General features: G+C 64.5%; 22 protein-coding genes. 7 read left to right on the top strand and 15 right to left on the bottom strand.

Features of this window, described 5'->3' with window-relative positions; genetic code table 11:
- Positions 1 to 20: 20 nt before the first annotated feature.
- Positions 21 to 851 (bottom strand): metallophosphoesterase, encoded by an 831-nt coding sequence (locus CLU86_RS03470; RefSeq protein WP_233194772.1) that lies wholly within the window; start codon positions 849 to 851, stop codon positions 21 to 23.
- 92 nt (positions 852 to 943) lie between these two features.
- Complete coding sequence (locus tag CLU86_RS03465; RefSeq protein ID WP_099740636.1) at positions 944 to 1996, bottom strand: diacylglycerol kinase family protein; 1053 nt, start codon at positions 1994 to 1996, stop codon at positions 944 to 946.
- A gap of 284 nt (positions 1997 to 2280) precedes the next feature.
- Here CLU86_RS03465 and CLU86_RS03460 point away from each other — a divergent pair, with 284 nt between their 5' ends.
- On the top strand, positions 2281 to 3111 hold the full coding sequence (locus CLU86_RS03460) for a phosphatase PAP2 family protein (RefSeq protein WP_099740635.1): 831 nt from the start codon (positions 2281 to 2283) through the stop codon (positions 3109 to 3111).
- Positions 3112 to 3202: 91 nt separating this feature from the next.
- Here the strand turns inward: CLU86_RS03460 and urtE are convergent, their stop codons facing one another.
- The 5 genes from urtE to urtA form a co-directional block, all read right to left on the bottom strand.
- Positions 3203 to 3895, bottom strand: a complete 693-nt coding sequence (urtE, locus tag CLU86_RS03455; RefSeq protein ID WP_099654850.1) for an urea ABC transporter ATP-binding subunit UrtE — start codon at positions 3893 to 3895, stop codon at positions 3203 to 3205.
- Between the two features lie 78 nt (positions 3896 to 3973).
- Positions 3974 to 4849: an urea ABC transporter ATP-binding protein UrtD gene (gene urtD / locus CLU86_RS03450; protein ID WP_099740634.1), complete on the bottom strand. Its 876-nt coding sequence runs from the start codon at positions 4847 to 4849 to the stop codon at positions 3974 to 3976.
- Positions 4846 to 5982 (bottom strand): urea ABC transporter permease subunit UrtC, encoded by a 1137-nt coding sequence (gene urtC / locus CLU86_RS03445; protein WP_099740633.1) that lies wholly within the window; start codon positions 5980 to 5982, stop codon positions 4846 to 4848. The genes urtD and urtC overlap by 4 nt, the downstream gene beginning before the upstream one ends.
- A gap of 20 nt (positions 5983 to 6002) precedes the next feature.
- Entirely contained in the window at positions 6003 to 7583 is a 1581-nt protein-coding gene (gene urtB, locus CLU86_RS03440; RefSeq protein WP_099740632.1) for an urea ABC transporter permease subunit UrtB, read from the bottom strand.
- A 159-nt stretch (positions 7584 to 7742) separates the two neighbouring features.
- The gene (urtA, locus tag CLU86_RS03430; RefSeq protein ID WP_099654845.1) at positions 7743 to 9005 is read right to left on the bottom strand and encodes an urea ABC transporter substrate-binding protein; all 1263 of its coding nucleotides are present in this window, start codon (positions 9003 to 9005) and stop codon (positions 7743 to 7745) included.
- 286 nt (positions 9006 to 9291) lie between these two features.
- On the opposite strand from urtA, the gene CLU86_RS03425 reads away from it, so the two are divergent.
- The 5 genes from CLU86_RS03425 to CLU86_RS03405 all read left to right on the top strand — a co-directional run bounded on the left by CLU86_RS03425 (position 9292) and on the right by CLU86_RS03405 (position 13927).
- The gene (locus CLU86_RS03425; protein WP_099740630.1) at positions 9292 to 10206 is read left to right on the top strand and encodes a hypothetical protein; all 915 of its coding nucleotides are present in this window, start codon (positions 9292 to 9294) and stop codon (positions 10204 to 10206) included.
- Between the two features lie 24 nt (positions 10207 to 10230).
- Positions 10231 to 10569, top strand: a complete 339-nt coding sequence (locus tag CLU86_RS03420; protein WP_099740629.1) for a hypothetical protein — start codon at positions 10231 to 10233, stop codon at positions 10567 to 10569.
- Positions 10554 to 12152: a hypothetical protein gene (locus tag CLU86_RS03415; protein ID WP_099740628.1), complete on the top strand. Its 1599-nt coding sequence runs from the start codon at positions 10554 to 10556 to the stop codon at positions 12150 to 12152. The genes CLU86_RS03420 and CLU86_RS03415 overlap by 16 nt, the downstream gene beginning before the upstream one ends.
- A gap of 88 nt (positions 12153 to 12240) precedes the next feature.
- Entirely contained in the window at positions 12241 to 12393 is a 153-nt protein-coding gene (locus CLU86_RS22785) for a hypothetical protein (protein ID WP_158236300.1), read from the top strand.
- Positions 12380 to 13927 (top strand): hypothetical protein, encoded by a 1548-nt coding sequence (locus tag CLU86_RS03405; RefSeq protein ID WP_143226652.1) that lies wholly within the window; start codon positions 12380 to 12382, stop codon positions 13925 to 13927. Before CLU86_RS22785 ends, CLU86_RS03405 begins: the two co-directional genes overlap by 14 nt.
- A gap of 46 nt (positions 13928 to 13973) precedes the next feature.
- Here CLU86_RS03405 and CLU86_RS03400 read toward each other — a convergent pair whose 3' ends face one another.
- The 3 genes from CLU86_RS03400 to CLU86_RS03390 form a co-directional block, all read right to left on the bottom strand.
- Positions 13974 to 15110 (bottom strand): diguanylate cyclase, encoded by a 1137-nt coding sequence (locus CLU86_RS03400; protein WP_099740625.1) that lies wholly within the window; start codon positions 15108 to 15110, stop codon positions 13974 to 13976.
- 4 nt (positions 15111 to 15114) lie between these two features.
- Positions 15115 to 16287 (bottom strand): DUF917 family protein, encoded by a 1173-nt coding sequence (locus tag CLU86_RS03395; RefSeq protein ID WP_233194767.1) that lies wholly within the window; start codon positions 16285 to 16287, stop codon positions 15115 to 15117.
- A gap of 316 nt (positions 16288 to 16603) precedes the next feature.
- Positions 16604 to 17062: an Lrp/AsnC family transcriptional regulator gene (locus CLU86_RS03390; protein WP_099740623.1), complete on the bottom strand. Its 459-nt coding sequence runs from the start codon at positions 17060 to 17062 to the stop codon at positions 16604 to 16606.
- Between the two features lie 176 nt (positions 17063 to 17238).
- Between CLU86_RS03390 and CLU86_RS03385 the strand changes: the two genes are divergently transcribed.
- Positions 17239 to 17865, top strand: coding sequence for a glutathione S-transferase (locus CLU86_RS03385; protein WP_099743249.1), 627 nt, complete (start codon positions 17239 to 17241; stop codon positions 17863 to 17865).
- 22 nt (positions 17866 to 17887) lie between these two features.
- Here the strand turns inward: CLU86_RS03385 and CLU86_RS03380 are convergent, their stop codons facing one another.
- The 5 genes from CLU86_RS03380 to CLU86_RS03360 form a co-directional block, all read right to left on the bottom strand.
- Positions 17888 to 19618 (bottom strand): biotin carboxylase N-terminal domain-containing protein, encoded by a 1731-nt coding sequence (locus tag CLU86_RS03380; protein WP_099740622.1) that lies wholly within the window; start codon positions 19616 to 19618, stop codon positions 17888 to 17890.
- A gap of 47 nt (positions 19619 to 19665) precedes the next feature.
- On the bottom strand, positions 19666 to 21279 hold the full coding sequence (gene pxpB, locus CLU86_RS03375) for a 5-oxoprolinase subunit PxpB (protein ID WP_099740621.1): 1614 nt from the start codon (positions 21277 to 21279) through the stop codon (positions 19666 to 19668).
- Between the two features lie 6 nt (positions 21280 to 21285).
- Complete coding sequence (locus CLU86_RS03370) at positions 21286 to 22071, bottom strand: LamB/YcsF family protein (RefSeq protein ID WP_099743248.1); 786 nt, start codon at positions 22069 to 22071, stop codon at positions 21286 to 21288.
- 67 nt (positions 22072 to 22138) lie between these two features.
- The gene (pcp, locus tag CLU86_RS03365) at positions 22139 to 22810 is read right to left on the bottom strand and encodes a pyroglutamyl-peptidase I (RefSeq protein ID WP_099740620.1); all 672 of its coding nucleotides are present in this window, start codon (positions 22808 to 22810) and stop codon (positions 22139 to 22141) included.
- A 35-nt stretch (positions 22811 to 22845) separates the two neighbouring features.
- Positions 22846 to 23802 (bottom strand): DUF979 domain-containing protein, encoded by a 957-nt coding sequence (locus CLU86_RS03360; protein ID WP_099740619.1) that lies wholly within the window; start codon positions 23800 to 23802, stop codon positions 22846 to 22848.
- Between the last annotated feature and the right edge of the window lie 2 nt (positions 23803 to 23804).

The raw sequence follows: 23804 nt of genomic DNA, 5'->3' as shown, positions 1-23804 counted from the left end.
CGCTCCTGGCAACAGGTCCCTCACCCCAGCGGTCTCGCCTCCACGCAGACAAAGTCGCCTGCTTTCGCATCAAAGTCCCAGCGCTGGGCATGGCGCTGAAGCGGTGCGGTCCCAACGTGCTCCAGGCCCACGACGGGCACGACGGACTGCACCTGCAGCACCACCAAACTATTCGGCTGCCCCCAGCGCAAACGGTGCGACACCGCCGTGCCCGCCTGCATGGACCACAGCCCGGGCAAGGGCTGTGAAAGGCCTGGCTGGTGCACGTGGCCCGAGAGCAGCATATCCGCCCCCGCCTCGCGCCACCGCGCCACCGCGGCATCGGCCCCCAGGGGGCGGTGGGATCGGTCCTGCGCGCAGCGGCCCACCAGAGGGTGGTGGCTGGCCACGATGCACCAGGCGTCATTGGGCGCAGCCAGCAAATCTGCAGCCACCCGGTCCACCTGGCGCGCCGACAGGCTGCCCCGCTCATGCCGCCAAGGCCGGGTGGTGTTCACCCCCACCACACAAAACGGACCGACCTGGCGCTGCGGCTCCAACTGCGCACCAAACTGTGCGGCAAAGCGGTCGTAGGCACGCCCCCAGCGCAGCCACCAGGCAAACAGAGGCAAGTCGTGGTTGCCTGCCAGCACCACACGCTCGGGCACGCCCAGCCCCTGGATGAAATCATGTGCCTGCGCAAATTGTGTGCGGGTGGCGCGTTGGGTCAGGTCGCCCGACACCACCACCACACGGATCTGCAACGCATGGGCCAGGCGCTGCACGGCAGCGCACACCTGCGGGTCGTGCGCACCAAAGTGCAGGTCGGACAAATGCATCAGCCGCTGCGGCTGCATAGCGGGTAAATCCATCGCCAAAGATTCCTCTGACAAAAGCGATTGCGTGCACTGAGTTTCATGGCTTCGGCGGCAGAGCCGCCTTGGACCATGAGGGTTGCTTCACATTAAGCGGTGACCAGCGATGGCGCAACGCCCGTGGCGGCAGGCAAAGGCTCCACCGGCGATGCGGGCGTGCGCTCCAGCCTGGTGGGCGCCACCAGCCACAAAGGCCGTGGGTGCAATTTGAAGCACAGCGGTGCATCCATGCGCTCACGCTCGCCATCAAACGCCACTTTGACCCGGCCCTTGCGCCAGCCGCTGGGGCTCACGGTCAGCTCAGCGCAGGCCAGGCTCAGCACGGCGGAGTCTTGCTCCAACTGCCCCAGTGCCGCCCGCCACACAGTGCGCGCCATGGCCCAGCGGCCCTGGGGCTTGAGCAGCACCACCGCCAGTTGCCCCCCCTGCGCCACCGACTGCGCCTGGGGCAGCCCCACCTGCTCCAGCTGCAGCGGGTTGTTGCCCACAAACAAAGTGGTTACCTGGTGCTCTTGCTCGTACACCTGCGCGCCCTGGTGGGTGCGCACCAGCACCCGCCAGCGCCGCCCTGACGATGGCCGCAGCATGCTCCACACCGCCGCGCCCATGGCCACCCAGCGCGAGCGGCCAAACCGGCGCGTGGCCTGCTCACGCTCTGCCAGCAAGCGCGGGTACAAGCCCACGCTGGCGTTCACCAGAAACACGCGGTCGTTCACAAAGCCCACCTGCACCGGCCGCAGCTCGCCTGCGTGCAGGGCCTGCAGCAGCTGCAGCACGGCCGCCTCGGCATCCATCGCAAGGCCCTGCTCGCGGCTGAAGTAATTGAAGGTGCCCATGGGCACCACCCCCATAGGCACCCCGGCGCGCAGGGCCGCAGCGGCCACAGCGTTGATGGTGCCATCCCCCCCGGCGGCCACCAGCAGCCCCGCGCTGTCGCGCGCAGCGGCTGCGGCATGGTCGGCCAGTTGCACGATGTCGCCCCGCTCGCGCGGCACGTGCCACACCACGGGGTGGTCGCACTGGGCAAAGGCCCCACTCAGTTGCGAGCGCGCCAGGTCCAGATCCGCCCCCGGGCGCAGAGGCACCACCAGGTGAACGGGGCTTTGGGCATGGAGCAGCAAGGGGCTTTGAAAATCGGTCATGGCAGCGGGCAGGCGTGGGGCCTGCGGAGGGTTCGGTGAGAGACAAGCGCCGCCGGGCGCATACCCATGGATGGTGCCCAGCCCCTCGCCCCTTGGCAGCCAGCGCGCTGCGCTGCTGCATGTCAGCAGGCACCTACAAAGGCGCACCGCCCACCCGCCCATACCGTGCCAGCGGCGGGGAATAGCCTGCCGCAGCCGGGCACTTCGTGTAAAAACACGGCCCTTGCCAGCGCTGCAGCGCTGCCCCTACTCACCTTTGCCGCAACCCAAAGAAGAAGCCCCTGATGACCCTGGACACCCTGGCCCCCTGGATCGCCCAACACCCCCTACCGCTGTGGCTGTGCGGCATGGCCCTGTGCGCCCTGCTGGGCGGCCTGGCACTGCAAGGCCTGCGGGCACTTCGCCACCAGCAATCGCCCCTGCGCCGCTGGCTGCACCCCGCCAGCGCCACCGCGTTGCTGGTGATGGCCATGGCTGCTGCCGCCTGCGCGCTGCTGGCAGGCGGCGCGGTGCTGGCCGCCCTGGCCGAGAGCGGGCAGGCCACAGGCACCTGGGGGCGGGTGGACGAGGCCATTGCCCACCAGCTGCGCACCCAGGCCAGCATGGGGGACCTGCGGTGGTTCGCCACCGTTACCCACCTGGGCGACAGCTGGGTGCTGGCGGCATTGACCGTGGCGGTGACAGCAGCGCTGTGGTGGAGCAAGCACCGCCTGCTGGCCGTGGGCTGGTTCGTGGCCATGGCCGGCAACGGGCTGTTGACCAAGATCCTCAAGGACGTGTTTGCCCGCGTGCGGCCCGAGCATGTGCACGGCGCAGCCCAGGCCGATGGCTTCAGCTTTCCGAGTGGGCACAGCAGCGCATCGATTGTGGCCTACGCCATGCTGGCGTATCTGGCGGTGCGGCTGCTGCCCCGGCGCTGGCACCTGCCTGCGGCCTGTACAGCAGGCGCGCTAGTCTTCACCACCGGTTTCAGCCGCGTGGTGCTGCACGTGCACTACGCCAGCGATGTGCTGGCCGGCTGGCTGCTGGGCGGCACCTGGATGGTGTGCACCGTGCTCATCATGGACAGCATGGCCCGCTGGCGCGGCGCGCCGCCCACGCTGGCCCACCAATAAGAGCGGCCAACAACACTCAGCGAAGCGGTTCTGGCCAGGCGCTGCGTAGCCAGGGGAGTTTTGTTGGCCACTGTAAAAGCGAGGGCCGGCTTCAAATGGCCACGAGGTTGCGGATGCCCTTGGCCTCCATCTCGCTGCCAGGACCGCGTGCAATGACTTCGCCGCGCTCCATCACTAGGTAGTCGTCGGCCAGCTCCTGCGCAAAATCGTAGTACTGCTCGCACAGCAAGATCGCCATCTCCCCCTGGTCCGCCAGCATGCGGATCACCCGGCCAATGTCTTTGATGATGCTGGGCTGGATGCCTTCGGTGGGCTCATCCAAGATGAGCAAACGCGGGCCGGGAGCCAGTGCGCGGGCAATGGCCAGTTGCTGCTGTTGCCCACCCGACAGGTCGCCGCCTCGGCGCTTGAGCATCTGCTTGAGCACGGGGAAGAGTTCATACAGGTGCGGGGGCACGGGGGTGGAGCCACTTTTGTAGGCCAGGCCCATGCGCAGGTTTTCTTCCACCGTCAGACGCCCGAAGATTTCGCGGCCCTGGGGGACGAAGCCGATGCCTGCGCGGGCACGGTCGTAGGGGGTGGCCTTGTCGATGGGTTGGCCGTCGAAGGCAATGGAGCCGCTTTTGATGGGCACCAGGCCCATGAGGCTTTTGAGCAGGGTCGTCTTACCCACGCCGTTGCGGCCGAGCAGGACGGTGACTTTGCCGGGGGTGGCGGTGAGGCTCACGTCGCGCAGGATGTGGGAGCCGCCGTAGTACTGGTTGATGTTTTGGACGGTGAGCATGGTGGTTTTACGGGTGTTTTTGGCATCTAGCGCTTATCCATCAAGCGCAATCAACTACGTTTTTGATAGCAAAAGAAATCAGCGCCCCAGGTACACCTCGATCACCCGCTCATCCGCCTGCACCTGATCGAGCGTGCCCTCGGCCAGCACCGAGCCATCGCACAGCACCGTCACCTTCTCTGAGATGGTGCGGATGAAGCCCATGTCGTGCTCCACCACCATGAGCGAATGTTTTCCCTTGAGCGTGAGGAACAGCTCCGCAGTGCGGGCGGTTTCTTCATCCGTCATGCCCGCCACCGGCTCGTCCAGCAGCAGCAGCTTGGGGTCCTGCATGAGCAGCATGCCAATCTCCAGCCACTGCTTTTGCCCGTGGCTCAGGTTGCCCGACTGCCGCGTCACGCTGTCGGCCAGGTGAATCGTGCGCAGCACGTCGGCCAGCCGGTCCGACTGCGCGGAGTCGAGCTTGAAGAACATGCTGGACTTCACGCCCTTGTGGGTCTTCAAAGCCAGCTCCAGGTTTTCAAACACCGTGAGCTGCTCGAACACCGTGGGTTTTTGAAACTTGCGGCCGATCCCCAAGCTGGCAATCTCGGGCTCGTTGTGGCGCAGCAGGTCGATGGTGGAGCCGAAGAACACCGTGCCCTTTTGTGGCCGCGTCTTGCCCGTGATGATGTCCATCATCGTGGTCTTGCCCGCACCATTGGGGCCGATGATGCAGCGCAGCTCACCGGGGGCGATGTCCAGGCTCAGGCCGTTGATGGCCTTGAAGCCGTCAAAGCTCACATGCACGTCTTCGAGATACAAGATACGGCCGTGGGTCACATCCACTTCACCCGGCGTAGCAATGCGCGAAAAGCCTGCGGCACGGCCGCCGGACTCGGTTTGGCCCACGGGCGCAGGCGCAAGCCTGGCCTCGATGCGCCTTGCGCCCTCTTCCATCAAATCGGGCGTCATTGCGCAACTCCTTTCTTACTTGTCTTGTCTTTGATTTTCTTGACCAGACCGACCACGCCATTGGGCAGAAACAGCGTGACGGCAATGAACAGCGCGCCCAGGAAGTACAGCCAGAACTCCGGCGCCGTCACCGTGAGCCAGCTCTTGGCTCCGTTGACTATGAAGGCGCCCACGATGGGTCCGATCAGCGTGGCACGGCCACCCACAGCCGCCCACACAGCGATCTCGATGGAGTTGGCGGCGCTCATCTCGCCGGGGTTGATGATGCCGACCTGGGGCACATACAACGCCCCCGCCACGCCGCACATCATGGCGCTGATGGTCCAGATGGTGAGCTTGTAGGGCAGCGGCGAATAGCCCGAGAACATGACGCGGCTCTCGGCATCGCGCACGGCCTGCAGCACGCGGCCAAACTTGCTGCGCACCAGCCAGCGCGCCAGCAGGAAGAAGCCCAGCAGCGACAACCCCGTCAGCACAAACAAGGTCATGCGCATGTTCTGCGTGGCAATGGGCGTGCCCAAAATGCGCTTGAAATCAGTGAACCCGTTGTTGCCGCCGAAGCCCGTTTCGTTGCGGAAGAACAGCAGCATGGCCGCGTACGTCATGGCCTGCGTGATGATGGAAAAATACACACCCTTGATGCGCGAGCGGAAGGCGAAGTAACCGAACACGAACGCAATCACGCCCGGCACGGCCACGATGAGGATCAGCGTGGCGATGAAGCTGTCAGACAGCGCCCAGTGCCAGGGCAGTTCCTTCCAGTCCAGGAACACCATGAAGTCCGGCAGGTCGCTCTTGTAGTTGCCGTCGCGCCCAATCTGGCGCATGAGGTACATGCCCATCACGTAGCCGCCCAGCGCAAAGAACAGGCCGTGTCCCAGGCTCAGAATGCCGGTGTAGCCCCAGATCAGGTCCATGGCCAGAGCGCAGATGGCGTAGCACATGATCTTGCCGAGCAGCGCCACTGCGTAGTCCGACAGGTGGAACAGACTGCCTGCAGGCACCCACAGGTTGAGCACGGGGGCCACGGCGCACACCACGATGAGCGCCACGATAAAGGCAGACCAGCCGCCGCGTGTGAGTAGCGGCGCGGGTGCGGGCAGTTGGATGTTGGTAGAGGTTGGCGTAGTCATGATCAGTCGTCTCTGGTGCTTCAGTCGGCCGTACGCCCTTTGACCGCGAAGATCCCTTGGGGCCGCTTCTGGATGAAGATGATGATGAACACCAGCACCGCAATCTTGGCCAGCACCGCGCCCGCCCAGCCTTCGAGGAACTTGTTCAGGATGCCCAGGCCCAGCGCGGCATACACCGTGCCGGCCAGCTGGCCCACGCCGCCCAGCACCACCACCATGAAGGCATCGACGATGTAGCTCTGGCCCAGGTCCGGCCCCACATTGCCCACCTGGCTCAGCGCGCAGCCCGCCAAACCCGCAATGCCCGAGCCCAGCGCAAAGGCCATGGTGTCGATGCGTGCGGTGTTGACGCCCATGCACGAGGCAATGGGGCGGTTCTGCGTCACGCCGCGCACGAACAGTCCCAGGCGTGTGCGGGCAATCAGGTAGCCCATGCCGAGCAGCACGGCCACCGCAAAGCCGATGATGACAAGCCGGTTGTAGGGCAGCGTGAGGTTGGAGAGCACCTGCACGCCACCACTCATCCACGAGGGGTTTTCCACCCCCACGTTCTGCGCGCCAAAAATCGTGCGCACCAGTTGCATCAGCACCAGGCTGATGCCCCAGGTGGCCAGCAGCGTCTCCAGCGGGCGGCCGTACAGAAAACGCAGCACGCCGCGCTCCAGCACCGCACCCACGGCGGCCGAGGCGCCAAACGCCAGCGGCAGCGCAGCGACCAGGTACCAGTCGAACGCGCCCGGAAAATACTTTTGGAAGATGCCCTGCACCACATAGGTGGCATAGGCGCCGATCATCATCAGCTCGCCGTGGGCCATGTTGATCACGCCCATCAGGCCGTAGGTGATGGCCAGGCCCAAGGCGACGAGCAGCAGGATGGAGCCCAGGCTGATGCCAGAGAACGCAGCGCCGAGGCGCTCACCCCAGGCGAGCTGGCCTTCCATGGCGCGCAGTGCGGCCTGCAGCGCGGCCTTGACCTTGGCGTCTTCTTCGACCGTGACGCGCTCGTTGAGCAGCAGCCGCGTTTCGGGCGTGGCGCTGAGCGACAGTGCCTGCGCCGCAGCGATGCGCTGCGCGGCGTCGTCGCTGCCCAGCAGCGTGGCGGCGCGCGCCAGCTCCAGCTGGGTCTTGATCTTGTCGTTGGTCTCCTGCGCCAGCGCCTTGTCGAGCAATGGCAGGCGACCTGCATCCGGCTCTTTGGCCAGCGCCTTGGCAGCGGCCATGCGCTTGGCCTCATCCTTGCCAAACAGCGCCAGGCCCGCCAGGGCCGTATCGATCTCACCGCGCATGCGGTTGTTGTTGATGATGTCTTCGGCATCGGCGGGCACAGGCACCTCGGCGCCGCTCACCGGGTCAATGCCTTTGTCGTCACGCACGATCAGGGCCTTGCCTGCGGCAACCTTCACCGCGTCATCGGCCAGCGCCTGCAAGAAAGCGGCGGTGCGTTCGCTGGGCTCCACCACCGCTTGCTGCACGGCAGCCACGCGGTCGTCGGTCTCGCCAGCGGCCATCGCCAGGGCCTGCTCGGTGGTGAGTGCGTACGCCTGCGCAGTTGCACACAGCAGAACGCAAGCGATCAGACGAGAAAAAATGGAGGAATGCATGACGGAGGCTCTATGAAGTCGCAGTGGGCCGCCGCGCAGGCGCGATGCGAAGGCGAGAGCCGCCGCGCAAGGGCCGCCCCGCCGCGCTGGCGGCGTCCCCCCTCCCACGCGCCAGCGTGAGAGAGGGGGTGAAGGCGCGCTAGCGCCTCAGGGGGGTGATTACTTCTTCTCAGGTTCGTCAGCCTTCTTGTCATTGCCTTCGATGTACGGGCTCCATGGCTTGGCCTTCACAGGGCCAGGGGTCTTCCACACCACGTTGAACTGGCCGTCAGCCTTGATCTCGCCGATGAACACGCTCTTGTGCAGGTGGTGGTTCTTCTCGTCCATCTTGCTGACGATGCCCGAGGGAGCCTTGAAGGTCTGGCCGGCCATCGCTGCGATCACCTTGTCGGTGTCCGTGCTCTTGGCCTTGGTCACGGCCTGGGCCCACATGTTCACGCCGATGTAGGTGGCTTCCATCGGGTCGTTGGTGAGCGGCTTGTCCTTGTGGCCAGCGATGCCCTTGGCCTTGGCGTAGTCGCTCCACTTCTTGATGAAGGCGGTGTTTTCAGGGTTCTTGATGGACTGGAAGTAGTTCCAGGCGGCCAGGTGGCCCACCAGCGGCTTGGTGTCCACGCCGCGCAGTTCTTCTTCACCCACGCTGAAGGCGACGACAGGAACGTCCTTGGCCTTCAGGCCTGCATTGCCCAGCTCTTTGTAGAACGGCACGTTGGAGTCACCGTTGATGGTGGACACCACTGCCGTCTTGCCGCCCTGGCTGAACTTCTTGATGTCGGCCACGATGGTCTGGTAATCAGAGTGGCCAAACGGGGTGTACTTCTCGTCGATGTCGGAATCCTTCACGCCCTTGGACTTGAGGTAGGCGCGCAGGATCTTGTTGGTGGTGCGGGGGTACACATAGTCGGTGCCCAGCAGCACCCAGCGCTTGGCACTGCCGCCGTCCTTGCTCATCAGGTAGTCCACCGCAGGGATGGCTTGCTGGTTGGGCGCGGCGCCGGTGTAGAACACGTTTTTGGACAGTTCTTCACCCTCGTACTGCACGGGGTAGAACAGCAGGCCGTTCATTTCTTCGACCACGGGCAGCACCGACTTGCGGCTCACCGAAGTCCAGCAGCCGAAGATGACCGACACCTTGTCCTGGCCCAGCAGCTGCTTGGTCTTTTCAGCGAACAGCGGCCAGTTGGAGGCCGGGTCCACGATCACGGGCTCGAGCTTCTTGCCCAGCACACCGCCCTTGGCGTTGATCTCATCAATCGCCATCAGCACCGTGTCTTTCAACACCGTTTCAGAAATGGCCATGGTGCCCGACAGGCTGTGCAGCACACCCACCTTGATGGTGTCTGCCGCATGGGCTGGGAGTGCAGACAGGCCAGCGAGCGTAGCGACGGCCGCGAGGGCTTTGAGGGAATAACGACGTTGCATGTGATCTCCGGTAGGTAAGGGGGTCAAACCGCTTCGCCCTGCCCGCCGGGGTTGCCGGTGGACCGTGTGGTGCGATGGAGTGGATTCTGGAGAGCCCCTGGCTTTCGGGAAATACGCCGGGTGGCGTACACCGAGCCCCTGCTTGCCCCTGAAACGCGGTCGAAATCTCCCGTATCTGCAATGCCAAATTTCTCTGGACGATCGCAAAAGCCTGTCGTAAATTGCGCGCCGCTACCGGGGGAGGGACTCCATCGGCGGCATATCAGACCCACACACCCGACATACGATGAAAAAGCCCAGCACCCTCCGCTTTGCGTACCTGCTGACGCCCACCGCGCTCGCCCTGGCCCTTGCGGGCTGCGGCGGCGGAGCCTCCTCAGCCCCGCAAATCTCGACCAAGGATTACTCACTGGCCGAACAAACCGCCGTGCAAACGCCTTACATGGCCCTGGACATCGCCATCAATGTGGACGAGTTGCCCATAGCCAAAAGCAAGCGCGCCCAGGCTGTGGCGTACGCGCTGGTGCAAAAGCACCAGCAGCTCAAATCAGGCGGCCTTGCCACCAAGGAAACCGTGACCGAGACCGCTTGCGATGCGGGTGGCAGCTACCGCTATCGAGAACTGGACGGCCAAGACATCATCGAATTCAGCGACTGCCGCTTTGACGATGGTGAAGAATTGATGCCCGGCGTGCGCCTTATCACCAGCTTGAGCGGCACCGTGCGTTACACCTTTGTGGAAGACGCCTCGATGGACCTGGCGTACAGGACGGAGGAAAACACCGTCACCCGCTACCTCACCACAGAGGGCGCAGAGACCAACCGCGAAACCATCGCCAGCGCCTTCTGGTTTGGCTCCAACGCGCAGGGCTACCACTTCAAAGACATGAACTACCAGGTGCGCTACCAAGGCGACAACCGGGACTATGTGCTGGCTGGCGAGGGCTTCAAGGCCACGATTGACCTAAAGACGGGCATGCAGCTGAACGGCACCGTTCGGGCCGAAGGCACCATGGGCGATCTCAAGCTACCGCTGACCCGATTTCAGTTCACCACCGAGAGCCCACTGCTGTTTGCCAGCACCGACGGTTTCAGCGACGTTGCCGCAGGCCGCGTGCTCATCACAGCGGGCGACGCATCGGCCTTGCGCCTGACCTATACCGGTGCCAACACGTACACCACGGCCGTGGCCAACCCCTGACCTTCAATCACCGCGAGACCCACCATGCTGAACCGAATTCTGTGCATCCTGCTGGCACTGAGCGCCTCACTTTGGGCCCCTGCTGCACTGGCATCCAGCCCCTCTGAGCCCGCCTACAAATCCCAATTGCAAGGCTGCTTTGAGACCAGCCGCCCCACTGAATCCATGCGCAACATCAATGCCTGGCTGGCTGCTGGCCAATCGAAATTTCCCAGCTACTCCAATGCACTCAGCGTCAGCCTGAACTGCATGCGCTCGACCTGCGGCAGCAACAACGGCTTGTGTTGCAACACCTACGCGTCCATGTTCGGACTATCGGGCAGCGAACACAGCGCACTTTTTAACCAGTGCATGGGCCGCTAATCAAGCGGCGGCATCCTCCGGCCTGGGGACTGGCTGCGGGCGCTGGCCTGCTGTGCGCGCTGGCCTTTCCGCGCTGGCAGAACGTCCCCCTGGAGCCCTTGGCCTGGTTCGGTTTGGTACCACTGCTGATAGCGCTGGAGCGGCGCCAGCACCCCTGGTGGTGCTGCGCAGCATTCGCACTCACATACCAAACCACGCAGGTGGGGCCCCTCATGGTGCTGCTGGGCCCGTGGGTGGGGGTGCTGCTGGTCAATGCCATTGGCGTATGGCTGCTGCCCGCCAGCTACGAGTTGCTGCGCCGGGCTTTTCCACTGGGCTGGGCCCTGGCGGCCTGGGTGCCGCTGGGAGTGGTGCTGGAGTGGGCACAAACCACCCTGCTGGTCACCAACGCACCCTGGTGGGTGCTGGGCGCATCGCAGGCACGCCTGGTGCCGGAGGTTCAGTTCATCCACGTGACGGGCATGTGGGGGCTGACAGGTTGGCTGCTGCTGGTCAATGCACTGATTTATGGGGCCTGGCGTGGCACCCAGCGCTCGTGCCACGCCTTCCCTTGTTGGCTGTTGGCGGCATCGGCGTTGGCCGCGCCCTGGGCCTACGGGCATTGGCGCATGGCGCAGGCAGAGCGGGCGCCTGCAGCTCCATCCGACATACTTAGGGTGGGCGTGGTCGGCTCTGGACTGCCGGAACCTGGCACCGACCGCATCCCACGGGCGCTCCGCGCCAGCGAGGCCGCAGTGCACCAATCACCCGACCTGCTCGTGTGGCCTGAGGGCGTCAACGTGCCCGGCATGCCCAACACCCCTAGCATGCGCAACCCTTTGCAGCAGAGCGTGGCGCAATGGCAAACCCCGCTGCTTCTGGTGGGCACGCAGTTCCGCATCTATGGCCCGGAACTGGCGCACACGGCCTTCTCACAAGCCATTGCGGCGCCCTACGAGGCACGCACCGGCAGCGTCTGGTTAACGCCTGCGCAAACAGCGTCGGACCCTGCCCTGTTCGTGCCCAAGCAACACCTGGTGCCCTTTCAGGAGGGACTGCCTGCCACCGAAGTGGCTCCCTCGCTGGCCGCAGCCTTGCACCCACTGGCCCAGCACGGGCGGGCGCACTGGTTCACGGCCAGCCGTGAAGATCCCCTGCAACTGCCGCAGGTAAGACGGAGGGGCGATGCGCAACAACCCACGACCATCGCACCACTGCTGTGCTTTGAAATTCTGTTCCCCGCCACACTCGCACAGCGCGTGCGCCAAGGTGCGCAACTGGTGATCTGGCAGACCAACGATGAAGATGCGCAGGCCGGACACTACGCCTACCAGTTTGCCCAGTTTGCGCGCTTGCGCGCGGTAGAAACGGGCCGGGACATCGTGCGTGTGAACACCGATGGCGACCACCAGCACATCGATGCCTGGGGTCGCACCGTGGAGCAGCTGCCGCGCAGCAGCGCACCCACGCATGGACTGTTCACCGTGACAACGCGCCGGGGCTTGACGCTGTCCACGCAGGCGCCCCTCGCCTTCGTGTCAGGCTGCGCTGCCGTTGCCATGCTGCTGATGCTGTACTGCTGGCGCCGGCGTATCAGCCGTTGAGCACCACCCGCACCGGCGCACTTGCACCCCACCGATGGGCACCAGGATGCGTTGGGCGCTCTTGCCATTCCAGCAGGAACGCGGCCCCATGATGCTGGACAACTTGTCCACCGCCACCGGCGTTGCAGAACGTATATTCCTGATGCCCAGTCGCATTGCCATTCCGAGCCTCTTCTTGGCCACTCTGGGCCAATGGATGCCACTGCTTTTTTCACGGGAGTATTTTTGTGCCGAACACTGACGCGCCACCCAGCCTGGAAGAACTTGCTGCCCTGGAGACACTTTTCCAAGGAATGGACAGTTACTTCAGTGAAAGCGGTGAACGCCGCCGCTTCATGCACACGGCCAACGCGCTGATCGACAGCGACCTGCAACTCTTGCAAGCCGTGCTGGCAGGCAAGCTCACCCGCGAAGCGGCCCGAGAGGGAGCAGCCCAGGCGCACAGCCCGCTGCGCATTGCCAACGCGTTGCTGGAGCTGGAGACCACGGTCCGAAAAAGCAAGGACCTGGTGCTGCTGGACTTCATCTTTACGCTGCTGCAATCGAAAAAAGTGGTCACAGGCCTGAACCGTGCGTGGTTCTTTCCCTGGGAAAAGGCGCTGGTGCTGAACAAGCAACTGAGCGCTGATCAGCTGCGCTTTGTCTGGCTGAACAGGAAGGCGCATTACGCCAAGGAACTGGTTCCCGACTCTGTGCGCCTGCTGGCCAAACACCCCAGGTGCCCGCCGGACGTACTTGAAGCCGTTTTGCCCATGGACGACGCAAGGCTGCGCAAGATCATTGCCATGCACCCCAACACATCGGCGGAACTCACGCGTTTCTTTCTCAATAGCCCGCGCAAGCCCGAGCGCCTGAACCTCGCCATGTCGCGCCATGCCAGCAGCGACGTGTTGTTGAGCCTGCTGCGCGACAAGCATGAAGAGGTCAGCCGCGCAGCGAAGAAGAACCTGGCCCAGCGCTTTGCTGCGCTGCAAACCACCGACGCAGCGATTGATGCGGCCATCGCCACCCACATCGCCAAGCCTTACGTCAAACCAGCCAACCCCAAGCCTGAATTCAACCCCTGGAAGGCAGCCCAGGCCGGCCACGACGAGATTCTGGCAATGGACAGTGGCCAGCGCAAACGGGTGGCCGACGCCACCACCGATGCAGCGCTGCTGCGCCTGCTGTCCACCGACAGCAGCAAGGCAGTGCGCAGGGCCGTGGCAAAACGGGGGTACTGCGATCTGGACGTACTCACGGTGCTGGCCAAAGACCCGGACACCGAGACGTCGAACAACGCGCTGAGGGGCATTTTCAAGGAAGCTCCGCACGCCGTTGTCGAAGATTTGCTCAGCACCGAGGCGGTGGATGCGGCGTACCGGCAGATCGCTGCGCATGTTGCACAACACAGCCACCGCTTTTACAGCGATGAAAAATACAGCGTGCAAGACAAACAGAATTTTGCCCAGGCGATGTTGGTGGCCGAGCACACGAACAACCCCATGATCCAGCGGATGCTGGTCAAAGACCTGCAAGCCATCCCCGAGACACATTCAGCGCGCTGGGAGCTGCTCGCATCCGCATCGGCCAACCGGCATCTGGGCGAGGCCGTCAGCAGAAAAATCATCGTTGACCTGAGGTTCGGCGGGTTTGAGCCCATCCAGCGATGCAACAGCGTGGCACTGCTGAAAGAGCTGCTACAGCCGGGCGTTATCCAGCCACACAACCACTCCACCGTACAAGCCCGCCTGGCCGAATTGGCGGCCGCAGAAGCAATGGAATCAACGCAATAGGTGAGCGCACAAACTGCTGAACGCGGCCTCCCCTGCTGACAACGGCCTACTCAGCGGCAAACAAGGACAGGTTGTTGCCGTCCGCGCTGTATACGGCATTGCGCCCGGTGCCCTTGGCTTGGTAGAGCGCATGGTCAGCGCGATTGACCAAGGTCTCGAAATGCATGGGCTCTCCCGGCAGACTGGTCGCCACGCCCACACTCACCGTGACCGACAGACAATGACCCTGTTCGTTGACTGGCACGCTCATGGCCGCCACCTCACTGCGAAATGACTCTGCGGCCTGCAAGGCACTTGGCCCATCCGTGTGGGGCAGCACGATCACGAACTCTTCGCCGCCAAACCGGGCCACGATGTCTCCTCCAGCGCGCTTGCGCTTTTGGAAAACCTCGGCCACAGCGCAAATCATGCGGTCACCCACCAGGTGCCCCCAGGCGTCATTGACGGATTTGAAGAAGTCGATGTCCACCACCAGAACAGACAAGGGGTGGCCCAAGCGCTCGGCGCGCTGGCATTCGGCCTGCCCCAGTTGCATCAGCGTGCGCCGGTTGCAAAGGCCCGTCAACGAGTCTTTGGAAGCCAGACCTTCCAGTGTCTCATTGAGCTGCTGCAGCAGCGCGTTCTGCTCGCGCAGTTGCTGATTGATCTGGGCAATTTCCTGCTCACGCTGCTTGCGGTCATGGATGTTGAAGGTCACACCAATCAACCGCCGCCCAGGCGTGCTGGTGTGCGTGTCCATGATGCGGCCATAGTTGGCAAACCACACCCACTCGCCCTGCTTGGAGCGCAAGCGGAATTCGCAGCGGTACTGTGGCGTTACCCCGCTGAGGTGGTCGTGCACCGCCTGGCGCACCACCTCCACATCGTCGGGGTGGAACAGATCGTAGATATCGGGCACCGCCGATACCATCTCTTCGAGCGTGAAGCCCAGTTCGGTAAACGTCTTGGTGGCCTTGCGGGTGACTGCGCCTGTTACCAGATCGTTCTCCCACAAATCCAGTCCGGCTGCCTCCAGGGCCAGCTCCAGCCGGTCCTTGTTGAGCTCAGCCTCATCGTTATGGGGTAGCGCCGACGCGGACGCACCTGGATCAGCAGGAGCAGCGCTTTCGGCAGAGAAGGCGGCCTCTGGGTGAGAGGCAGCGTCCGGGTGAAGGGGGCCGCCAGGCGGCTTGGCAAACTCCATGCGGTCACATTTGCGGCATGGCCCCTGCGTAGCCCAGGCTGCGCAACAGCGTTGCAAACGAGGCTACGACACCCGGCGTTCCATACAGCTGGGGCGCGGCCTGCACGGCAAGCACACTCACCGGCACACCGGTGCTGCAGCCCTTCACCGCATCGTAGTAAGGCTGCAGATCGCTGCTCGCGTTGGAGAAGCCCTGCCCTGTACCCTCTGAGTAGTAGCAGATCGAATCCGGCGCAATCACATCCGGCTTTTGCGAGAGCGAGGAGTACATGATGAGACTCTCGTTCAGCGTGTAGATGGTGTGCGTCTCTGTGCTCTGGGCGGGATCAGGGTGGTTGTCCAGCCGCACGATGCCCGTATCCAGGGATGCAGCGGTTGTGCTTTGCGTCACGCTGGTGATGTAGAAATTGGTCACCACCGGCCAGCTTGCACGCTGGGTGATCATCTGGATGGCATCGGCCACCGCCTGGGTGGGCGGCGGCACAGCAGCGTTGCGCAAAAATTCACCCAAGGCACGGGCCTGGCCCAGGGTGCCGGGGATGTAGCTGCCAGACAGGGCAAACCCGTTGCCCTGCACGGACGGCCACATGGCAATGCCCGAATAGCCACCAAAACCACCGACGACACCGCCCGCCAAAGACTCTACCTGCGCTGCCGTCGTAGCCCCGAGCACGGCAGATTGCACATCCGCCTGCGTGGCAGCATCACTGGCTAGGGCCGCTGGACAAGGGGCAAGAGCGGGGTTGCCGGTAAAAGTGGTTTGGGGCAGCTGGGGCACAGCGCGGCCAGCACCATCGCCGTCCACCACCCACACTGCGCCGGGGTAGAGCATGGCTCCCAGCAAAGGCACCAGCGAATTGATCGGGCCGATCTCCACCGGCACAAAAGCTCCGAGGGACGCTCCCAGGCTCGCCTGCATCACATTCACAGTGTTTTGCACCGACTGGGTGATGGTCGAGAGCGTCAGCCCCTCTGCAGCGTCGGGCGAGCCCATGATGGCAAGCACGCAGGCATTGGTGCTGCCATCGTAGTCCTGCACAGTGACGCTGACCGGGCCCGGCTGAGCAGCCAGCTCCGCCAGGATGGCGCAAGCATCACTGAAACTGCCCCCGCCACCGCTTGCCAAAATTGCGGCACCGCTGGCAATGTCCTTCAAATCCGTCAAGCCGTAGCTCATAGCCCCCATCTCTTGTCCCTTGATACATTTGTAAACATGGGACGATATGCGAGAGCGGGCCAATGTCAACCGAATAGTTACAGGGTGATACCCCGGCTTTAAACGGAATTGCGATCTAAATCAGGAAATTGGGAGTCCAATTGGTGCAATTTTCCATGCGGAACTGATGTAAACCCAGGATGGCACCCAAATGGTGCCCGCCCCAGGTCTTTTGATAGCAAAAGCCCCAAAGAGGTGCAGGCCTGCACGCAGCCCACATGCGCCCAAGATGGCCCTTTGATGCACGTTGCAGGCGGAGACGGATACAACGCTGCGATCAACGCTCAGGCATCGCCAGAGTCTCCACTGTCACATGCTTGTGCACAGGACTGGAGAGTACCAGTGACGTGGTGACGGCCCCGTACTGGGCCAGCGCATCCACCACCCGCTCCAAGTGAGACGGCGCAGGAATCGCGCAACGCACAATGAAGCAATCCTCTCCAGTGACACGGTCGGCAGAGAGCACCTCAGGCATGCTTTCAAACAATGCAACGTACGGCGCAATACCACGGTGGTCTGTCTGCACGCGGATGATGGCGACCAACCCGACTCCAATCGCACGCAAGTTGACGCGGGCGCTGTAGCCCTCGATCACGCCAGCCTCTTCCAGCTTGCGCACGCGCTCACTCATGGCGGGCTGAGAGAGGCCAATGCGCTTGCCCAGCGCTGCCAGGCTTTGGCGCGCATCGGTCTGCAGGGCCTGAAGGATAAGCCAGTCTTTTTTATCGAGTGTCATGGTGTGCGCAAGGAAAGGACGGTTCAAAGGGAGACAGCTCCTATTGTTTTACATACCGCCATGGGCTGGGCCAATGCCCCATCGGTTTAGGCCCCTCCATTCCGATGACTGACCCTGTACAGCACGGGGCAGCGTGTCTACGCTGAGGCTCTGTTTTGTCCTACTACACCCCTGCCATGCAGCTCATTGGAATGCTCGACTCTCCTTACGTCCGCCGCGTCGCCGTGGCCCTGCACGCACTGGATATCACTTTCGAACACCAGCCCGTATCGGTGTTTCGCCAGTTCGATGACTTTGCTCACACCAACCCCATCGTCAAAGCCCCTACCCTCGTAACGGACGAGGGCGTCGTCCTCATGGACTCGACCCTCATCCTGCAGTGGATCGAACTGTGTGCTCTGCGGTCTGGGAACACCGGGCGCAGCTTGACACCCTGCGCCAGCGCAGACCAGTTGCACGACCTGCGCCTCGCCGGGCTGGCACTGGCCGCTTGCGAGAAAACCGTACAAACCGTGTACGAGCAGCAACTGCGCCCTGCCGAGAAGCAGCACGCCCCCTGGCTGGAACGCGTCGAGCGCCAGCGCAATACCGCCTTTGAGCTGCTGGAAGCCGAGCTGCAACGCATGCCGATGCAAGCAGGGTCAGAGTCACTCACCCACGGGCGCATCGCCTGCGCCGTGGCCTGGAGCTTCACGCAGTTGCTGTTACCTGGGTGTGTGCCAGAGTCCAGGCACCCTGCACTGGCCGCCTACTCTGCTGCGGCAGAGCAACTGCCCGCCTTTGTGGCCTGCCCTCAAACCTGAGCCAGACCCGAGCCCAGGTCTTTCAGGCGATGCGGGCAATGACTGCACCCAGCGCCTGTGCGGTACCAGTCTGTGCAGCCAACGTAACACGCCCCGCGCGGTGCGCTGTCACCTGCATCTCCATCTTCATGGCTTCCATCACGGCGATCACATCGCCCTCTTGCACCGTGTCGCCATCGGCCACCTTCCAGGCGTGCAGATTGCCGGCGATGGGCGAGGTGACGGCGGCGGCATCCAATGCCGCCTCTGCCGGTGCGGCGGCACCAGCGCCCTGCCCGCCTGCTGCCGCCAAGCCTTGCAGCAGCACGGCAGGCAGGCCCAGCTGCACGCGGCGGCCATCGATCTCGATGGCGGTGCGCAGCAAGCTGGTGTCGGCTGCTGGCGCAGCGCGCACGGCGGCGGCCAGCGGGGTGGCAAAGTCGGACTCGATCCAGCGGGTGTGCACCTTGAAGCCATCAGCCCCCACAAAGTCGGGGTGGTCGATGACGGCACGGTGAAAGGGCAGCACTGAAGCCACGCCTTCGATCTGGAACTCGCGCAGCGCACGGCGGGCGCGGGCCAGGGCCTGCTCGCGGGTGGCGCCGGTGACGATGAGCTTGGCCATGAGCGAATCGAACGAGCCGGGCACCACGGAGCCCGTCTGCACACCGGTGTCCAGCCGCACGCCGGGGCCGGAGGGAGCGTCAAAGCGCTGCACCGGGCCGGGGGTGGGCAAGAAGCCTCGGCCCACGTCTTCGGCATTGATGCGGAACTCGATGGAGTGGCCCAGCGGCACAGGCGTTTGTGTGAGGGACAGCGGCAGGCCGTCGGCCACGCGCAGTTGCTCCACCACCAGGTCCACGCCCGTGGTTTGCTCAGTCACGGGGTGCTCCACCTGCAGGCGGGTGTTGACCTCCAGGAACGAGATGGCGCCGCTTTGGCTCAGCAAAAATTCCACCGTGCCCGCGCTCACATAGCCTGCAGCGGCGCAGATGTCGCGTGCGGCGGTGTGGATGCGTTCACGCTGTGCGTCGCTCAAAAATGGCGCAGGGGCCTCTTCCACCAGCTTCTGGTTGCGCCGCTGCAGCGAGCAGTCGCGCGTGCCCAGCACCACCACATTGCCGTGGGTGTCGGCCAGCACCTGGGCCTCGATGTGGCGGGGCTTGTCGAGGAACTGCTCCACAAAGCACTCGCCCCGGCCAAAGGCGGTGACGGCTTCGCGCACGGCGGATTCATACAGCTCGGCCACTTCGTCCATGCGCCATGCGATCTTCATGCCGCGCCCGCCGCCACCAAAGGCTGCCTTGATGATGATGGGCAGGCCGTTTTGCTCGGCAAAGGCCAGTACCTCGCTCGCGTCCTTCACCGGGTCGGGCGTGCCCACCACCAGCGGCGCACCCACTTGCAGTGCAATCTTGCGTGCAGACACCTTGTCGCCCAGTTGGGCAATGGTGGCAGGGCGAGGGCCAATCCAGGCCAGGCCTGCATCGATCACGGCCTGGGCAAAGGCGGCGTTTTCCGACAGGAATCCGTAGCCGGGGTGCACGGCGTCGGCACCGCTCTTTTTGGCAATGGCCAGGAGCTTTTCGACGTTGAGGTAGGTGTCTGCGGGGCGGTCGCCGTCCAGACCATAGGCCTCATCGGCCATGCGGGTGTGCAGGGCATCGATGTCGGCATTGGCGTACACGGCGACGGACTGCACGCCGTAGTCGGCACAGGCGCGGGCGATGCGGACGGCGATCTCTCCGCGATTAGCAATCAGGACTTTTTTCATATCAATGTTCCGGTGTTCTTTGAAAGTGCAACCAACGGCACGAACAATCAAGGCGCAAGCTCTGCAAACGGCTGGATCGGGTTGAACCGCAGCCACGCGCCCACAGGGATCTGCCCTGCGCGGTCGAGGTGGTACGGCGCCACGCAGCCGATGACCGGGTAGCCGCCGGTGAGCGGGTGGTCGGCCAAAAACAGCACGGGCTGGCCGCTGGGCGGCACCTGCAAGGCGCCCAATGCCGTGCCTTCGCTGGGCAGCTCGCCGGTGACGGCGCGGTCCAGGGGCACCTCGCCCGCCAGGCGCAGGCCCACGCGGTTGGACTGGGGCGTGACCTGCCAGCGCTGGGCGGCAAAGCGGGCAATGGCCTCGGGCGTGAACCAGTCGGTGCGCGGGCCCATCACCACGTCCAGCACCACGTCACGCTCCAGCGTGGGCAAATCAGCAGGCGGCAGCTCTGGCGCGGCCACCACGCAGGTAGCCGGGGCGGACAGCACGGCCAGCCAGTCGCCCACGGCCACGGGGACGGGGCCCACATGGGCCAGGGTGTCGGTGGCGCAGCTGCCCATCACCGGGGCTTCAGCAAAGCCGCCGCGCACGGCCACATAGCAGCGCGCGCCGGCAAGGGGTTGGCCCACGGCCAGGGTGTCGCCATCGGCCAGGGCCACAGGCGCGTAGCGCGACATGGGCCAGCGCTGCCCAGAGGCCGTGGTCAGCATCAGCACGGCATCGGCACCGGTGACGGCCACCACGTTCTCGCCCACGCTGCGCAGCTGCAGGCCTCCGCCCACGGTCTCCAGCGCAGCCAGGTGGCTGGGGTTGCCCACCAGGCGGTTGGCAGCCTTGAGGGCGGCCTGGTCCATCGCACCCGATGCCGACACGCCCTGCCCAGCCTGGCCGTGGCGGCCCAGGTCCTGAAAGACGGTGAGCAGCCCGGTGGCACGCACCTGCAACGCGGCCTGCCCTGCGGCAAGGCTGGGCTGCGTGCGGCCAGAGGGTTTAAGGTCTTTTTGGCCTGTAGCGCTCTCTGAATAAGCGCTAGCAGCTATTGATTTAGTAGCAATATCGACAAACCGCACGCGATAGCCAGGCTGCAGCAAGGCGGGCTGTGCGCGGGCAATGTCCCACATGGCCACGGGGGTGGTGCCAATGATTTGCCACCCGCCCGGGCTGGCCTGCGGGTACACGCCGCTGAAGGTGCCTGCCAACCCCACAGAGCCCGCAGGCAGGCGGGTGCGCGGCGTGCTGCGGCGGGGTACGTTCAGGCTGGGGTGGCCGCCGCTCAGGTACGCAAAGCCGGGCGCAAAGCCGGTGAAGGCCACGGTGTACTCGCTGCCCGTGTGGCGCTGCACTACTTCATCCGCAGTGATGCCCAGGATCTGCGCCACCTCGGCCAGGTCTTCGCCGTGGTAGTGCACCGGGATTTCGACCAAGGTATCGCTGCGCTCGGCGCGCTGGGACAGGTCGCGCAGCGCAATGTGCTGCACCAACACGGCGGCGCTGGTGGCCGAGGGGCGGTAGCGCACCAGGATGGTCCGCGCAGCGGGGACCAGTTCTTCCACACCGGCCAGCGGGGTGTGCTGCAGCGAGGCCAGCAGCGCCAGGGTTTCGTCCAGGTCGGCCAGCTCGACGAGCAGCGAATTGAGGGTGACGGGCAAGAAACGCATGCCGCCTTACCCCTGGACAGCGGCCATGGAAGGGGCCATGAACGAAGCGATCTTGATGCCATCGGCCTCAAAGCGCTTGCGCAGCTCTCGCGCAATGCCCACGGCGTCGGGGCTGTCGCCGTGCACGCAGATCGAGTCGGCCTCGATGCGCACAGTGCTGCCGTCAATGGCTTCGACCACGCTCTCGCGCACCAGGCGCACCATGCGCTGGGCAATCACTTCGGGGTCGTGCAGCACGGCGCCTTTTTCGCGGCGCGACACCAGCGCGCCCTGCGGGGTGTAGGCGCGGTCGGCAAAGGCTTCGGACACCACGCGCAGGCCCGCATCGCGGGCCCACTGCACCAGGGGCGATCCGGCCAGGGCCACCAGGGTTAACTGCGGGTTGATGGTGCGAAGGGCGGTGATCACGTCCTTGGCCTGGCGGGCATCTTGGGCAATGGTGTTGTAGAGCGCGCCGTGCGGCTTGACGTAGCGCACCGCAGTGCCCGCAGCCGCCGCCAGCCCTTGCAGGGCACCAATCTGGTAGATCACATCGGCCACCAGCTCAGCGCTGGAGATGTCCATGCTGCGACGGCCAAAGCCCTTGAGGTCTGGGTAGGCCACGTGGGCGCCCACCACCACGCCGCGCGCTGCGGCGGCGCGCAGGGTTTGCAATATGCCGACAGGGTCTCCCGCATGAAAGCCGCAGGCCACATTGGCGCTGCTGACAATCTCCAGCATGGCGGCGTCATCGCCCATCGTCCAGGCGCCCAGGCTTTCGCCCAGGTCGCTGTTGAGGTCCATCGTTGTCATCGTGTTCTCCTGGTGCTGCCGCGTGCCTTGCGCGCGGCCAGCTTCGTCAAAAAATGCGGACCCAATGTCAATGCAGCGCGCCACCGACTTCGCGCACATCGGTCTGGTGGGCCAATGCGGTTTCAATGGCCACTTGCAAGCCGCGTACCTGTGTGGCCAAGGCCATGCTGGGCATGCCGGGGTGCAATGCCGCCAGCTCAGGCAAGGTGGGCACATGGATAAAGCCACCGCGTACGCCCCCTGTCCCCGTGGCCAAGTGGTGCATCAGCGCATAGAAGATGTGGTTGCACACAAAGGTGCCTGCGGTGTTGGACACCGCAGCGGGCACGCCCTGGGCGCGCATGTCGCGCACCATGGCCTTGATGGGCAAGGTGGCGAAGTACGCGGCCGGGCCATCGGTGTGCACTGCCGTGTCCACCGGCTGGCGCCCAGCGTTGTCGGGGATGCGGGCGTCGTCCACATTGATGGCCACGCGCTCGGGGGTGATCTCGGTGCGCCCACCGGCCAGGCCCAGACAGATCACCAGCGTGGGCTGCCACTGCGCAACCGCCTGCTGCAGGCGGGCTATGGCATCGCCAAAGACGCAGGGCAGCTGCACAGCGCGCACGGTGTAGACACCACCGGCGGATGCCGGTGCAGCTGGTTGCCAGCTGTCCAGCGCGCGGGCCACTTCCCACGAGGGGTTGAGCGGGTCTTTGTCAAACGGCTCAAAGCCGGTGAGCAGCACGTTCTGCGTCATGGTGTTTCCTTGGAGTTAATGGGGATTAACTAGGGTTAGCGGAACATCAGGAAGTACAGCAAAAACACGTTGGCCGTGAGCAGTGCCAGGGCCGTGGGCACCTGGGCGCGGATGACGGCGTTCTTGTCCGGCAGCTCCAGCAGCGCAGCAGGCACGATGTTGAAGTTGGCCGCCATGGGCGTCAGCAGTGTGCCGCAATAGCCCGACAGCATGCCAATGGCCGCCATCACTGCGGGGTCACCGTGGTACACGCCCACCAGCACCGGCACGCCCACGCCGCCCGTCATCACCGGGAAGGCGGCAAAGCCGTTGCCCATGATGATGGTGAACAGCGCCATGCCAATTACATACACGGCCACGGCCACAAAACGCAGGTCCATGTTGATGTAGGTGGTGGTGACGTAGGCCACGGCCTTGCCCACACCCGCGTCCGAGAACACCAGGCCCAGCATGCCCAGCATTTGCGGCAGCACCAGGGCCCAGCCCAGGGCGTCGGTCAGGCGGCGCGATTCGCGCATGCCTTGTGCAGGGGTTTCACGCGTCAGCCAGCACACCAGCGCCAGCGACAGCACGCAGCCCACGCCCAAGCTCACCAGCGTGGTGTTCTTGGGGTCCAGCAGTGGCACGCCGCCCACCGACAGGTGCTTGGCCGACAAGGTACCGATCATGGTGACCAGCGGAATCGCCAGGGCTGGGGCAAACAGCTTGTTGCCCAGGCGCTTGGCGCTGGCCGCGTATTCGGCCACGCTGGGGCTTTTGTGCTGGCCACCGGCCACACCGCCAAAGCCCGCAATCAGCGCCATGGCCACGGCGCCCACGCCCACCCACAGCGGGGGCAACTGGTCGCCCACCAAGAACACCAGGGCATACAGGCCCCAGAACAAGCCGCTGCTCACGCGCTTGGGGTTGCTGCCATCGGTGAAGGTGGCAATGGACGTGAGGGCCAGCACGGCGCCCACCAGGTAGTACAGGTATTGGATGGAGAGAATCATGG

The sequence above is a fragment of the Acidovorax sp. 62 genome (genome assembly GCF_002754495.1).
Lineage (GTDB): Bacteria > Pseudomonadota > Gammaproteobacteria > Burkholderiales > Burkholderiaceae_C > Acidovorax.
The sequence above is the reverse complement of the archived record's forward strand: the minus strand, read 5'-3'. Positions and strand labels throughout refer to the sequence as shown.